This window comes from Arenibacter sp. S6351L (genome assembly GCF_023016025.1).
GTDB lineage: Bacteria > Bacteroidota > Bacteroidia > Flavobacteriales > Flavobacteriaceae > Arenibacter > Arenibacter algicola_B.
Window position 1 is genome coordinate 41,352 of record NZ_JALKBB010000022.1, and the last position, 15,094, is coordinate 56,445.

The 15,094-nt window shown below is 38.3% G+C and carries 9 protein-coding genes and 1 pseudogene; all 10 read left to right on the forward strand.

The window, feature by feature from the left end; all coding sequences use genetic code 11:
* Window positions 1–222: 222 nt before the first annotated feature.
* Window positions 223–1,161 (forward strand): annotated as a pseudogene (locus tag MWU82_RS16790) (aldehyde dehydrogenase family protein); the annotation flags it as partial.
* Between the two features lie 116 nt (window positions 1,162–1,277).
* Window positions 1,278–1,637 carry a hypothetical protein gene (locus MWU82_RS16795; protein ID WP_247097260.1) on the forward strand — a complete coding sequence of 120 codons (360 nt, stop codon included), beginning with the start codon at window positions 1,278–1,280 and terminating at the stop codon, window positions 1,635–1,637.
* 125 nt (window positions 1,638–1,762) lie between these two features.
* On the forward strand, window positions 1,763–2,773 hold the full coding sequence (locus tag MWU82_RS16800) for a substrate-binding domain-containing protein (RefSeq protein WP_247097261.1): 1,011 nt from the start codon (window positions 1,763–1,765) through the stop codon (window positions 2,771–2,773).
* Between the two features lie 88 nt (window positions 2,774–2,861).
* Window positions 2,862–3,707, forward strand: coding sequence for a fumarylacetoacetate hydrolase family protein (locus MWU82_RS16805; RefSeq protein WP_247097262.1), 846 nt, complete (start codon window positions 2,862–2,864; stop codon window positions 3,705–3,707).
* Window positions 3,708–3,727: 20 nt separating this feature from the next.
* The gene (gene fucP / locus MWU82_RS16810; protein WP_247097263.1) at window positions 3,728–5,071 is read left to right on the forward strand and encodes an L-fucose:H+ symporter permease; all 1,344 of its coding nucleotides are present in this window, start codon (window positions 3,728–3,730) and stop codon (window positions 5,069–5,071) included.
* A gap of 45 nt (window positions 5,072–5,116) precedes the next feature.
* Window positions 5,117–6,373: a DUF6786 family protein gene (locus MWU82_RS16815; RefSeq protein ID WP_247097264.1), complete on the forward strand. Its 1,257-nt coding sequence runs from the start codon at window positions 5,117–5,119 to the stop codon at window positions 6,371–6,373.
* Between the two features lie 38 nt (window positions 6,374–6,411).
* Complete coding sequence (locus MWU82_RS16820) at window positions 6,412–7,398, forward strand: hypothetical protein (protein WP_247097265.1); 987 nt, start codon at window positions 6,412–6,414, stop codon at window positions 7,396–7,398.
* Between the two features lie 54 nt (window positions 7,399–7,452).
* Window positions 7,453–10,071: a GH116 family glycosyl-hydrolase gene (locus MWU82_RS16825; protein WP_247097266.1), complete on the forward strand. Its 2,619-nt coding sequence runs from the start codon at window positions 7,453–7,455 to the stop codon at window positions 10,069–10,071.
* Window positions 10,072–10,080: 9 nt separating this feature from the next.
* Window positions 10,081–11,073 carry a family 43 glycosylhydrolase gene (locus MWU82_RS16830; RefSeq protein WP_247097267.1) on the forward strand — a complete coding sequence of 331 codons (993 nt, stop codon included), beginning with the start codon at window positions 10,081–10,083 and terminating at the stop codon, window positions 11,071–11,073.
* A 799-nt stretch (window positions 11,074–11,872) separates the two neighbouring features.
* On the forward strand, window positions 11,873–15,088 hold the full coding sequence (locus MWU82_RS16835; protein ID WP_247097268.1) for a TonB-dependent receptor: 3,216 nt from the start codon (window positions 11,873–11,875) through the stop codon (window positions 15,086–15,088).
* Window positions 15,089–15,094: the final 6 nt, after the last annotated feature.

Consider the following 15,094-nt stretch of genomic DNA (forward strand, 5'->3'; position numbering starts at 1 on the left):
TAAGCGCTAAATTGGTTTAGCAAATACAGTGACCTCTATATCTGGTTTGAACCAAAATAAATTGATAATTACAAAAAAAATATTTAGCATATGGCAAACATATATGAATCTATGCAGGCGATTAATCCAAAAACAGGGGAGAAATTGGACGGCGTATTCCACGATGATAATGAAGAAACAATAAAGTCGAAAATATTATTGACTCAATAGGCTTTTCAGGATTATAGCAAAACGAGCTATTCTGAAAGAGCTGCATTTTTAGGGGTCGTGGCCGAAGAATTAAAATCGGACAAGGAAAGAATAATACAAAGATGTATCAAGGAAACTGCCCTGCCAGAAGTAAGATTTAACGGGGAATTTCAACGGACCTTAAATCAAATTGAATTATTTTCAGGGGTATTGGATGAAGGTTCTTGGAAGGATTTAAGAATCGATGTAGGTAATCCTAAAAGAACACCGATTCCGAAATCAGATATCCGTCATATGTTAATACCCTTAGGTCCAGTGGCAGTTTTTGGGGCAAGTAATTTTCCTTTAGCTTTCTCTGTTGCTGGAGGCGATACTATTGCCGTTTTGGCAGCAGGATGCTCAGTTGTATTCAAAGCCCATCCGGCTCATACAGGAACTTCTGTGATGGTAGCGGAGTGTATTGGCAGGGCAATAGCTAAAACTGGCTTGCATAGAGGTGTATTTGCAATGATAAACGGGATGTCCAATGAAGTTGGGGGCATGGTGGTTAAACATCCTTTGGTAAAGGCAGTCGGCTTTACGGGTTCATATGATGGCGGGAAGGCTTTGTTGGACATCGCCAACAGGAGGGAAGGACCGATTCCTGTTTTCGCTGAAATGGGAAGTACCAACGCGGTTTTTGTTCTTCCGGAAATCCTCAAGCAGAAAGGAGGGGACATAGCCAAAGGTTTAGCGAATTCCTTAACCTTGGGGGTAGGTCAGTTTTGCACTAATCCCGGGATGGCGTTTATTATTCGGTCCAAAGAAGCAGATAACTTTATAAGTTCACTTAAGACATCTGTCGAAAACTCGGTATGTTGGAGTATGCTGACAAGTGGAATACAAAGTGCTTATTTAAAAGGTTTGGCTAAGACAAAGGATAAGAGGGAATTGACTTGGTCACGCAAGGTAAAGGTGATGGTAGCTACTTGAGTGTTCCAGGTGCTATATTTAAGGCTTCACTAAAAGCGTTTTTGGGAGATGCAACATTATCCAATGAAAATTTTGGACCCAGCAGTATTGTTTTTTAAGCCGAGTCCCCAGCGGAATTGGCCATTGTAGCAAAGCATTTAAATGGGCACCTAACGGCGACCGTTTTTGGATCCACAGCTGACTTGAAAAATAATTTGGAGCTGTTGGAACTCTTAAAAAATAAAGTTGGCAGGTTAAAAATCAACGATTTTCCAACAGCGTTGGAAGTTTGTCATTCCATTGTACATGGTGGGCCATTTCCTGCTACTACAGCTGTACAGTCCACATCAGTGGGCAGCAACGCTATAAAGCGTTTTGTAAGACCAGTTTGTTATCAAGGGTACCCGCAGCAATTACTTCCGGATGAATTAAAGGATGGGAATCCTTTGAAATTATGGCGGGTTGTTGACGGAAATTTGACCCAAGAAGCTATTTGATTGTTACTATTTCCATTTGCGATTATATAGAGGTTGTTTGGTTTAATCTTTAAGCTACATTATATGTTATAAGGAATATTAGTTTTATTATTGTTCTAGGAAACAATTTAACACGAAACAATTGGATGAAAAAAGTTAGTCTGGAAGATATATCAAAGGAACTTGGAGTGTCTAAAACCTTAATTTCTTTTGTAATGAATGGCAGAGCAGAGGAGAAGAGGATTAGCAAAGAAATGACCAAAAGGGTATTGGCAAAGGCTAAAGAAATGGGCTACAAGGCCGACTATTTGGCTCGGGCAATGCGCACTGGTAAATCCAATACTTTAGGCTTGATAATTGCAGATATATCTAATAGTTTTTTTTCCCGATTGGCCCGTAGTATTGAAAATGAAGCTGATAAATTTGGCTATAATGTAATTTTTGGCAGCTCGGATGAAGACGGGAGTAAGACAGGAAAGCTTATAGATGTGTTCAGAAATAAAAAAGTGGATGGCATTATTATTTGTCCAACAAAAAGTGATAAAAAATATATAGAGAACCTTCAAAAAGATAATTACCCCTTTGTTCTGGTAGATAGATATTTTTCTAACATATCCTGCAATTCCGTAGTTGTTGACAACTATCAAGGCTCCTTTCAATTAACACAAAAACAGTTGGAAAGGGGGTGCAAAAGATTGGCGTACATAAATTTTAATTCAGAATTGACCCATATGGAACAGAGATTACTGGGTTATAAGGATGCACTTAAAATTAATTCAATTGACATTGATAATAATTTAATAAAGTCAGTGTCATACCATAATATTGAAAAGGATATAAAAGCTGTACTTGATGAACTGTTGGGTAAAGATGGGGAAATAGATGGCATTTGTTTTTCTAATAATCATACTGCCTATGTAGGGATTAAATACCTTATAAATAAATACAATAAGTTACTGAAGGGTGTTTCACTTAGTTGTTTTGACACATATGATTATATGGAATTGCTACAAATGCCATTTTTGTCGGGAAAGCAGCCTATAGAGGAAATGGGAAAACTTGCGGTTGATTTAATTATGCAACAAATAGAAGAAGAGGATTGTTTTGAGCCTCAAAGAATTATACTACCTATTAACTTTCCTGCACTTAAGAGTTAGATAAATTAAAATATTCATAACTTTTCTTTATAAATTTTGTCAAATCAAAATATATTGTATTTTAGCTAAATCGATTAAGCTGAAATATATGAAACTTTATAAAAAAGATGATAGCGTTTTTATAGTACATGGAAATGAGGTGTTTTATAAGTCAGGGGTTTGCTGGGATAATATTGTAAACCGCAAGAATTTATTTCAACAACTAAAAGAGGAGCTTGTAGCTTATGATGTTGTAAAGGATAATGTTGAATTTCTATTACAGGGTAAATGGGATGCTCCAATCGGAAGCCAGGAAATATGGGCTTCTGGTGTTACCTATAGACGAAGTAGGGAGGCTAGAATGGAGGAATCCCAATTGAAAGAAGGTGCCGATTTTTATGATCTAGTTTACAATGCCGAGCGCCCCGAACTTTTTTTTAAGGCATTGGCACAAAGAACAGTTGGAAATTTGGGGCAGGTAAATATTAGGAAGGATTCTTTATGGAACGTTCCGGAACCGGAACTAACATTGTTTATTAGTTCTGAAGGTACAATTGAAGGTTATACCGTAGGAAACGATATGAGTTCCAGAAGTATAGAAGGCGAAAATCCTCTTTATTTGCCTCAAGCTAAGGTATATGAAGGGTGTGCTAGTATTGGCCCTTGTTTATATGTTCCGGAGTTTTCACTTTCTCACAATACAGAAATAAAGATATTTATAACTCGATCGGGCAAGGTAATTTATTCTGATTGTATTGCTATAAACCAAATGAAAAGATCTTTCGATGAGTTGGTTGGTTACTTGTACAAATCATGTGAATTTCCTAATGGCAGTTTTTTGATGACTGGAACCGGAATGGTTCCTGGGAATGATTTTACACTCGAAAAGCAGGATGAAATAAGGATACATATAGATGAAATTGGGACTTTGGTCAATTATGTAGGATGTATTTAAGGCGCTAAATTTAAGCTAGCATGAAAAAAGTAAAATTAGAAGAGGGACAAAAAAACAATTGGGTCGATAATCTTGATGGTTTGGAAAAAAATGTTCCGATTGTCGCTAAAAAGGTCTTATTTCCTTTTGTTTTAATAACCTCCTTATTTGCCTTGTGGGGTTTTGCCAATGACATTACAAATCCCATGGTTTCTGCATTTAAAAAAATATTGGAACTGGATAATCTCCAAGCTTCATTGGTGCAGTTGGCCTTCTATGGAGGCTATGGGACCATGGCTTTGCCCGCAGCTATTTACATAAAAAAGTACTCCTATAAAAAAGGAATATTATTAGGGCTGGCCCTATATGCCTTAGGAGCCTTATTGTTCTATCCGGCGGCAGTTTACGAACAGTATTACTTATTTCTAGGGGCCTTATATGTTTTAACATTTGGTCTTGCTTTCTTAGAGACAACAGCAAATCCTTATATCCTTGCCATGGGTGATGCTAGAACCGCTACCCAAAGGCTTAATTTGGCGCAGGCCTTTAACCCGATTGGCGCACTTTTGGGGTTGTTTGTGGCCCAGAGTTTTGTTTTGGGTGCGTTGCAGTCCGATGACGTGGATTATTCTACACTTTCGGAATCGGCGAAAGGATTAATAAAGACTACGGATTTGTTGGTAATACGTGACCCCTATGTGGTCCTAGGTGTTGTTGTTCTGCTAATTATGACAATAATCGCCTTTGTGAAAATGCCTGAAAACCAGGAAAAGGGAAATTCTACTGTCCGCAATTCGATTAAAAGATTGTTTAAAAAGAAAGAATTCGTCGGTGGGGTAATTGCCCAAACGTTTTATGTTGGTGCGCAAATAATGTGTTGGACCTATATTTATCAGTATGCTGAAATTTTAGGGATCAACAACCAGACGACCGTAAATTATGCTATGACTGCATTGGGGGTGTTCTTATTGGGGCGCTGGATATGTACTTTTTTGCTTAAATATGTTGACTCAGGCAAATTGCTGATGTTGCTATCTATCGGAGCTATATGTTGTACGCTTGGAGCTATATTTATTTATGGGATAGGAGGACTTTATAGTTTGGTAGCCATTTCCTTCTGTATGTCTTTGATGTTTCCTACTATATATGGGATAGCACTGGAAGGCTTGGGTGAGGAAACCAAGTACGGTTCAGCTTTTTTGGTCATGGCTATTGTAGGTGGAGCCATAATGCCGTCGCTGCAAGGCTTAATTTTGGATATAGGAGGAACGGGATATGATGATGTAAAAATTTTAGGAGTTCCTGAGGTTAATTTCTCGTTTATACTACCATTAATTTGTTTTGTTGTTGTTGCGATTTACGGATTCAGATCTATAAAATATTAAGTATACATAGGGTATTTACCACTAGAATAATCTTTAATATGTAAAATGAATACAAGTTTAAAATGGAGTTTACTGATTATCATGGGAGTAATCTATTTCTCTTCGTGTAAATCGAAGAACGGTAAAGAGGAACAAATCATTGAGAGTCAAAATTTTTACCTTCAAGGTAGTTTTGGTTATGACAGGGAGTTTTTAAAAAGGCATTATGAAGGCACCATTGTCTTGGAGAATCAGGATAAAAAAGCAAGTATCGTTTTATCCCCGGAATTACAGGGCAGAGTAATGACGAGTACTTTAAATGGTAATGCAGGTATTAGCTATGGTTGGATTAATTATGATTTGATCGTATCAGGTAAGATTAAACCTCAGTTTAATCCGGTAGGAGGAGAGGAACGTTTTTGGTTGGGGCCGGAAGGAGGCCAATACTCATTTTATTTTAAGCCCGATAGTGCATTTAGTTTTGAAAATTGGATTGTACCGGCCCCAATTGATACCGAACCCTTTGAAGTCATTGAGCTTCAAAATAATAGGGTGGTTTTTAAGAAGGAAATGAAGCTGGTCAATTATTCTGGAAACTCATTTGATATTGGAGTGAAAAGAACGGTTTCATTGTTAAATGATCAAGAAATTGCGATTAATTTAAATATGTCTGGGTTGGAAGTTTCGACAGTAGCCTATGAAACGGATAATCAAGTGACCAATAATGGACACCTGGCATGGACCAAAGAAACAGGCCTCCCTTCTATATGGCTTTTGAGTATGATGACTCCTTCGCCGGAGGTTACTGTAGTGATTCCTATTGTAGAAGGAGAGGAAACGGAAAAGGGACCTAAGGTCAATGATAATTATTTTGGACAAGTGTCTTCAGATCGATTAAAAACAACCGCAAAAACTATTTTTTTTAAGACCGATGGAAATAGCCGTGGGAAAATAGGGATTTCGCCCCAACGGGCAACAGCTTTTATGGGAAGTTATGATGCTATAAATAACACATTGACGATATTACAAATCCCTCAACCTTCATCCAATGACTCCTATGTGAATTCAGCATGGGAGATACAAGACGATCCTTATTCAGGAGACGTTCTTAATTCCTATAATGATGGAGAATTGGAGGACGGTTCTCAAATGGGTCCCTTTTATGAATTAGAGAGTTCTTCTCCAACTTTGACTCTAAAACCTGGAGAAGCCTATAGCCACATTCAACGTATATATCATTTTAAAGGTACCAAGGAAATGCTTGATCCTATAGCTCAAAAAATATTGGAAGTTTCGATCGATGAGATTTTGGCTGTATTTTAATTTTTAAATAGTAGAAAATGAAGATTTATATCTTAGGAATGAAAAGAATTTACTTTTTAGGTTTGATGGCTTTATTGCTATCCTCCTGTGCCGTAGGCAAAAAAAATAATAGCTCGGTTTTGGACCGTGCAGAAATCCCCTATATTATAGGTGAAAGTAGGCAAATCTTTGACCCCAAACCTTCCGAGACATTTGATGAAAACAAGTGGTTTACCAACGATCATTGTTTTGTGGTGGACCAGCGCGGAACATTGCATTGGTTTGGGATAAATAATCCTTTTCCGCCTCAGGGAAAAGATTTATATAGATACCACCCATATTTAGGACATCTTACTTCCCAATCGGCGACCCAGGATTGGATAAGGGAGCCCTTTGCCATTAATGAGATTAATGGTACTGAATACATAGGTGCTCCATTCGTGGTATGGCACGAAGAATCCAATCGGTGGGTGATGGTCGTAGAACAGTGGCGGGAAAAAAGACAATTGGAAGTCTATTGGTCTAATGATTTGCTGGATTGGAAAACCAACACTAAAGCTATTTTACCGGAAAAATTATGGGTAGGCACTAGAGATCCACATATAATGAATGGTAATGACGGTAAGTACTGGATACATGTGGTGGCAACCGGAAATGAAGGGGTTAAGCAGTCGCAGGTCTTACGCATAAGAACCAAAGATTTTGTGAATTTTGAAGAGCCTGAAACTATCATGGGAATTAATGACAATAATTGGGCAACGCTTATAGAGTCACCCTTTCTAGTAGAAAGAAACGGATTGTACTATCTTTTCTTTACTTATGCCCATAGGCGTTATGCCGAGACCATTGTGGTGGTTTCTGAGAATCCGAACCATTTTGATTACGAAAAAAATACCTTGACAACCTTATTTGGACATGCCGCTGAGATTTTGAATTATAAGGGGAAGGAATATATTACTTCTTGTGGTCCCGAGGATGCACATTATTTAAATGGTCATGGAGTGACCATGGCAGAATTAGGCTGGTTACAGCCATCAAGGAATTAAGCTGATTAAAAGATATCCTGCATAATATTTTATGAGTGGAAAAAAGAAAATAATATGATGAAGTTGAAGTTTGTTTTTTTACTGACCGTGTTGATGTTCAACGTTAAAGTGCTCATTGGACAACAGCAGTTGGGAATTTTGGAAACTGATCACGAATTAAGATACATAGGAATGCCGGTAGGTGGAATTTGCACTGGTCAAGTTTACCTAGGAGGAGATGGCCAATTATGGTATTGGGATATATTTAATATTGCTAAAATATCATCTGGAAATGAAGGTGGACATCGTTATTATTTAAATCCATTGGTACAGGAAAATAATTTTGAGAATGGTTTTGGGATTACAATCAATAGCGAGGGATTTGAGTATAAAAGACTGCTAAATAAGTCCGGGTTTTCCGATATAACTTTTCAAGGGGAATACCCCATAGGAAAGGTTACTTATAGGGATCCGCAATTACCTATAAAAGTGGAACTAAATGCCTATACGCCATTTATTCCCACAGACGCCGACAACTCCGGATTACCCGTGGTGGTTATGGAATATACGGTAACCAATGAGTCGAAAACCGAGATGGATGTTGCCTTAAGTGGCTGGTTGCAGAATACAGCGGCTTACTGGAGCGGCCAAAACCAAGCGTTAAAGGGGCAACACCAGAATAGGATAGTAAATAATGGGAAATACACAAGATTGGTATGTGAGAATATTGATAGGGAGTCGGATCAATACCCAGATGCCGGTAATATGAGTCTTACACTGATAGGGGAAGGTGTTGGAGATGCAGGATCAACCAAAGATAAAGGTGCTCTAATGTACGAGGTGTTAAAAGAAAACACCGACGCTACCTCGGCCATAGGAGAAAAACTAGTGGGTAGTGTATCTTCTAAGGTGCTTTTGAAACCTGGGGAGCAAAAGACATTTACCTTCCATTTAAGCTGGTACTTTCCCAATGTTCATCTATGGGATGGGGGACACCATTGGAACAATAAGGAAGATTTAAGACATTATTACAGTAGCCAATTTGAAGATGCGGCTGCTGTATCTGACTATTTGATGGAGAAGCCAGAACTTATTGAAAATACCAAAATTTGGAATAAAACATGGTACAATTCTAGTTTGCCCAAATGGTTCCTGGATAGAACATTTGTAAATGTAAGTACGTTGGCAACGACTGCTTCTGTTAGGTTCAACGATCTTAAGGACCGGAAAGAAAGCGAAGGTAGGTTCTATACCTATGAAGGAGTTTATTTGGGAGAAGGGACTTGTACCCATGTATTTCATTATGAACAGGCTTTGGGACGTGTTTTTCCAGATTTAGCACAGCATTTGCGGGAACAAGTTGATCTGGGCTTGTCTTTTCAGGACAACGGAATCATATCCTATAGGGGTGAATTTAGTGGATTGGGCCGTCATGATGGTCGTGGTTTTGCCATTGATGGTCATGCAGGAACTGTAATGAGAATTTATAGGGAGCACCTAATGTCTTCTGATAGCGAGTTTCTGAAAAGGAACTGGAAGAAGATTAAGAAATCTATTCAGGTGATGATCAACCAGGACATGGAAAAGACAGGAAAGGCTGACGGAATCATAGAAGGTCCACAATACAATACCTTAGATAGAACTTGGTATGGTAAAATAAGCTGGATAAGCGGTTTGTACGCAGCCTCCTTAAAGGCAGGAAAACAAATGGCTTTGGAAATGGGAGACAAAAGCTTTGCCAAGACATGCGATAAAATAGCGAATAGGAGTTTTAAAAATATCTCTAGGGAATTGTTCAATGGAGAATATTTTGTTCAGATAAATGATCCTGATCATCCAGAAGCTCCCAATACCAATGAGGGCTGCCATATAGATCAATTGTTGGGGCAGTACTGGAGCTCCCAATTGGATCTTGGATATATCGTAGATCCGGAAAAAGCTAAAAAAGCATTAACCTCCATTGTCAAATATAATTTTGTGGACCAATATGGCGATTATCTTAAAAATGCGGACATTCCCGTAAAAAGATATTATGCTGATAAGGATGAGTCTGGCGTGATTATGGCAACTTTTCCAAGAGGAGGAACCGATATCGCACCTGGTGTCATAGCAAATGAATGGGAGAAACTGGTGATTGGTTATTTTAGTGAAATTTGGACCGGACAGGAACACCAGTTGGCCGCAACTCTTATTTCCGAAGGGTTGGTTTCGGAAGGTTTAAAGATAGAAAAAGCCATCCACGACCGTTATACCAGCCAAAGAAGGAATCCGTACAATGAAATCGAATACGGTAATCATTACACCAGGGCCATGAGCGGTTATGCACCGTTTATTGCAGCTTCAGGCTTTACCTATCACGGACCAAAGGGAATCATCGGATTCGCACCGAAGTTGAGTCCAGAGAACTATAGGTCGGCCTTTATTACGGCAGAGGGATGGGGGAGTTTTAGTCAAAATATATCGGATTCTTCCCAAAAGGTGGTATTAACCTTAAATTATGGGAAATTGAACCTGAATGAAATCAAGCTGGAACTTCCTAAAGGAAAAAAAGCTTCCAAATTAAGGTTTTACATAAATGGAAAGGAGATAAAGACGCTTGAATTCAAGTTGGAGGAAACTAAATTAAATATTAGAATACACCCTATAACTTTAAGTCAGGGAGATGTGTTAAAAACTGTAGTAACCTTAAAGTAATATCATAGAATGAAAATTATATCAAAAATTATTTTGTCCCTAGTTGTAGTAGTAACTTTTTTGCCTATAGGGTGCAAGCAGGGATCCATAAAAACCGAGGAACCGGAAAGTGCCACATTTAGGGTAGAAACTCCCGTTATTTCTGGTGATTGGAAACATATATTTAATCCCAGTGATACCCGTTCCGAAATAGATACTACTTGGTACACCAACGACCATTGCTTTGCCAAGGGCCCGGACGGCAAATGGCATGCCTATGGTATTATTGGTCATAAACCTATTAACCCCTGGACCGGAGAAAATAAATTGTTCCATATTTCTGCTGATAGTATTTCCCAATTAAAGTGGGAAGACCACGATTATGCCCTTGAGGTAAAACCGGGGGTAGAGCGTGTGCTATGGGCTCCCCATGTTTTTGAGGAAAATGGGAAAAATTATATGTTCTACAATATAGGTAATTTACAGGAAAAGGCTCCCTTTTATGCCAGTTGGGGACAGTTGTGTATGGCAGAATCCGATGATATGTTTAATTGGAAACGGCATGAATTAAATCCATTGTTCAGCGACCCTGGACATGCTAGGGACTCTTTTGTTTTTAAGGATAACGACATGTATTATTTTTATTATACCCGTACCTTTAATGAAGTTGACCTTCGCTCTTGCGTAGCGGTACGTACCAGTCCAGATTTGAAACATTGGAGTGGGCCAAAAATTGTACATATTCAACCCTATGAGGCGGATTGGGCCGGGGATGCCGAAAGTCCGTTTATGGTAAAAAGAAATGGTCTATACTATCTATTTGTTTGTCGTGCACTTACTGATTATAACGAAACCCATGTATATTGGTCTAAAGATCCATTAGATTTCCCTATAGAGAATTTAGTGACCTCCTTGCCTTTACATGCTCCTGAAGTGATTAGGGTAAGTGAAGACGAATGGTATATTTCCAATACGGGTTGGGATAAAAAAGGGGTTTTTTTGGCCAAACTGGAATGGAAATAGGTTTACTACTAATGATAAGCTGAATATAAGAACTGTTCTTCATATATAAGAATCGGTGCATGAGTAATTTTGGTGACCCAATTTGGGTGTTTGGACCAATTTAAGAGGAGCTAATCGCGTCCTTATTTTTTAACATCGTTACAGGAAACAAATTGTTTCAGCGGGCATGTACACTTATTGGATTCTGCTTTGTATAGCGGAGTAAATTATTACTGTAACGGAGCTCTAAGCGGATTTTGGTGGGAGGAAGGCAATGAGCAATCCAAAGGTAAATATTGGTATAAAGAAACGCCCCCGGGGTATGCAATTGTCAGTCTATACCAAGATGGTTTCATTGAAAATAAGTATTATCCCCATTCTTTCTAAGGTTAAAATTCATATAAGTACGATATTTTTAAGAACAATAGGTACCTAATGAAAAGACCCAAAGGTTAAATTTTAATATATTTTTGGCAAAATATTATTGTTTTATAATATTTTTTATATATTAGCTAAATCGAATTAGCGGTGGAGTATTTAACCTGATATTGTTAGAAAGATATTTTTTTGCTTATTAGGCTAAATCGAATTAGCAATGTGATTAAAGGCTATTTACTATTATGGTGTTTTTTTTAAAATATAAGCTTAAACGTTTAAGTTAAAAGGCGTTTTACTAAAATATCAACGCGCGCCAGATAAAATTAAATATTAACCTATGAATAATTATATATGACATAAAATGCAAAAACAAAGGCCCATTCAAAAGAATAATGTGGCATGTAAAATTTAAAAATTATCAACCAATTACCAAAACTAAAATATGATGAAAAAATCTTGTTTTGATAAAAAATTACAATTCTTACTAAACCAAGTAATAAGAAAGGGTAGTCTCTTTTTATCTATCGCTTCGTTGACAAGTTTCAATGCACATGCAGAAAGCAATGTGAATATTCCGGTATTACGACAAAATTTATTGGTCAGTAATTCCATTTTAACAGACGCATTTAGCCTTTTTAACAATGTTCAAGACGGTATCGTTAAAGGTTCTATTACCGATGGAAGTGGAATGCCATTACCTGGTGCAAATGTTGTTGTTATAAGTAGTAATATAGGTGCAGTAGCAGATTTTGATGGTAACTACACTATTAAGGCGAAAAGAGGTGATGTTCTGGAGTTTTCATATTTAGGAATGCAGAAAAAATCGATTACTGTAGGAGACACAAATACTATTAATGTTGTTCTAGAAGAAGATGCCAACGCCTTGGAAGAGGTAGTAGTGGTTGGTTATGGTTCCAAAACCAAAGCTTCACTGACCGGTGCTGTTGATGTAATTACAGCTGATCAAATTGAATCGAGACCAGCAACAAATGTACTTTCCTCCCTTCAGGGGATTGCTCCCGGGGTCACTATAACTCGTTCTGGTGGACAACCTGGTCGCGAAGGCTTTAATGTTAATATACGCGGTCTTTCTTCTACAAATGGGGGGAATTCGCCATTAATTTTAATCGATGGTAACCCTGCAGATGATTTTAACACTATAAATCCCCGCGATATTGAGAGCATGTCGGTTCTTAAAGATGCATCAGCCGCTATATACGGCTCACGGGCAGCTGGTGGGGTTATATTAATAACCACCAAGAGTGGTGTAAAAGGTAAGCCTAAAATACGTTTTAGTTCTTTTACAGGAATGTCGAGCGCATTGAATAAAATAGAGTATCCCAATATGTTGCAATACGCGGAAATGCATAGGGAGGCCGATATCAACAATGGAGTGGCTCCTTTTTGGAATGATGAAAGGATACAAGGAATCAAAGTTGGCTCTGCACCAGTGCGTTTTGATGGATCACCGGAATTTCAATTTTTTGAAAGTACGGATTGGGTGGACGAACTTTACGGGGCCGGAACGCAACAGGATTATAACATGAGTATAAGTGGTGGAGGAGAAAAATCCGATTATTACTTTTCACTTGGTTATAATAAGACGGATGGTTTAATAGAAGCTGCTCCGGATAAGGCCCAACGTTTTAATATTCGATCGAATCATACTTATCGAATTTCGGATAAATTAAAAATCGATACAAAATTAACCTATGAACGGTTGGCAACTACTGAATTGTATTGGTTGGACAGGGTGATAAATGCGGTTCGTTTGCAACCCATATTCTTTCCAGTTAAATCACAAAACGGTGAAAATTGGTTTTCACAATGGGGGTACTCCAACCCAGTGGCAATGGCACAAGAGGGAGCACCATTGGAAAGGTGGACGAATAGATTTGCACCTACTATTGCGGTTGATTGGGATTTTGCCAAGAATTTTAAATTCATCGGCCAGGCTGGTCTCACTTTTGAAAATTTTGATTCCAGAAGGATAACCACTCCCATCCCATACTATTTTTGGGATGACAAATTTGCTTATAACGAGTACGCTACCTCGCCTAATAATGCGAATTATGAATATGGAAAGACGAATCAAAGGAACTATAGTGCCCGTCTTCAATACGAAAACAATTTCAATGACGCTCACAAAGTAAGTGTAATGGCCGGAGCAACCCACGATGAGTATGATAACGATTGGTTTAGTGCTTACCGGGATGATTTTGTTTCAAATGAACTATTTACATTGAATCTTGGCGACAAGGAGAATATGAGCAATGATGGGGGAGGATATCATTGGGCTTTGGAATCCCTTATTTCGCGGGTCAATTATGGTTTTAGGGATAAATACTTGTTAGAGGCTAACTTCCGTTATGATGGTACATCACGATTTGCAAGAGAACAGAGATGGAAATTGTTCAGTAGCGTTCAAGCTGCATGGAGGCTGTCTGAGGAAAACTTTATAAAATCGACCGGTTTTTTTGATAATCTTAAACTCCGTTTATCTTATGGTGAATTGGGTAATCAATCTGGAATTGGACTTTATGATTATGTGCAGAATATCAATATAGGAGGGCAGTATCCTTTTGGTAATACCCAAAGAGCTCAATCGGCTACCCTAGCTGGCATGGTATCGGCTAACAGGACTTGGGAAACCTTAATTTCTAGAAATATTGGGTTGGATGCTACGATATTGGACCATCGATTGAATTTTTCTTTTGACTATTACAAAAAGACAAACAAGAATATGTTGGTAGGTGTAACATTACCGGCAGTGTTAGGATCAACACCACCTTATACCAATAATGGTGAGCTAGATTCTTGGGGATGGGAAATGAGTTTAGGCTGGAAGGATCAAGGAGAAAAGTTTAGCTATGGTATTAATTTGGTTTTAAGCGACAATACCAACAAAGTCGTGGACCTTGGAGGATTTGATAATTATGGTCCTGGACTAAATGGGTTCAGAGAAGGTTATCGCTCCAATTTGTACTATGGTTACGATTTTATAGGAATTATCCAGAACCAAACACAACTGGACGAATATAAAGCGTTTTCTGGAGTGCCCACTAATATAGGAATTGGAGATGCCATGTTTAGAGATGTTGATGGCAATGGTAGGATTGATGCCTACAGTGATGAAAGGGAAAACGGTGATCTATTGGTTTTAGGGAACACAGACCCACGATATTCTTTTGGGGTTAATCTTAACGCAAAATGGAAGGGATTGGATTTTTCAGCCTTTTTTCAAGGTGTAGGGAAAAGAACTGTATTTAGGGAAAATGAAGCCCGTATTCCCTTTAATCAACCATGGTACCACCCACCAGCTTTGTTCTATAACAACACTTGGGCCGCAGACCGAACAGATGCCAAATACCCAAGAATATCCCATAGCAATATTAGATGGTGGAATTTTGAACATTCATCCAATAACAAGGAAAATGGTGCTTATGTACGTTTAAAGAACATTCAATTGGGCTATAGCCTTCCTGATCGTATTTTGGAAAAGGCTGGTGGCATGGAAAAAATGAGACTTTACATAACAGCGACTGACATATGGGATTTCCATAAGTTGCCAGGGGGGTATGACCCAGAGGATAATTCTTGGGGCAGTAATTACCCTTTTGCAAAGTCCGTGGGAATAGGTTTAGATGTAACATTTTAATAAAAA

Coding starts and splice junctions, on each gene's coding strand:
- MWU82_RS16800 (WP_247097261.1), top strand. CDS start 1,763: ATGAAAAAAGTTAGTCTGGAAGATATATCAAAGGAACTTGGAGTGTCT.
- MWU82_RS16805 (WP_247097262.1), top strand. CDS start 2,862: ATGAAACTTTATAAAAAAGATGATAGCGTTTTTATAGTACATGGAAAT.
- fucP (WP_247097263.1), top strand. CDS start 3,728: ATGAAAAAAGTAAAATTAGAAGAGGGACAAAAAAACAATTGGGTCGAT.
- MWU82_RS16815 (WP_247097264.1), top strand. CDS start 5,117: ATGAATACAAGTTTAAAATGGAGTTTACTGATTATCATGGGAGTAATC.
- MWU82_RS16820 (WP_247097265.1), top strand. CDS start 6,412: ATGAAAAGAATTTACTTTTTAGGTTTGATGGCTTTATTGCTATCCTCC.
- MWU82_RS16825 (WP_247097266.1), top strand. CDS start 7,453: ATGATGAAGTTGAAGTTTGTTTTTTTACTGACCGTGTTGATGTTCAAC.
- MWU82_RS16830 (WP_247097267.1), top strand. CDS start 10,081: ATGAAAATTATATCAAAAATTATTTTGTCCCTAGTTGTAGTAGTAACT.
- MWU82_RS16835 (WP_247097268.1), top strand. CDS start 11,873: ATGATGAAAAAATCTTGTTTTGATAAAAAATTACAATTCTTACTAAAC.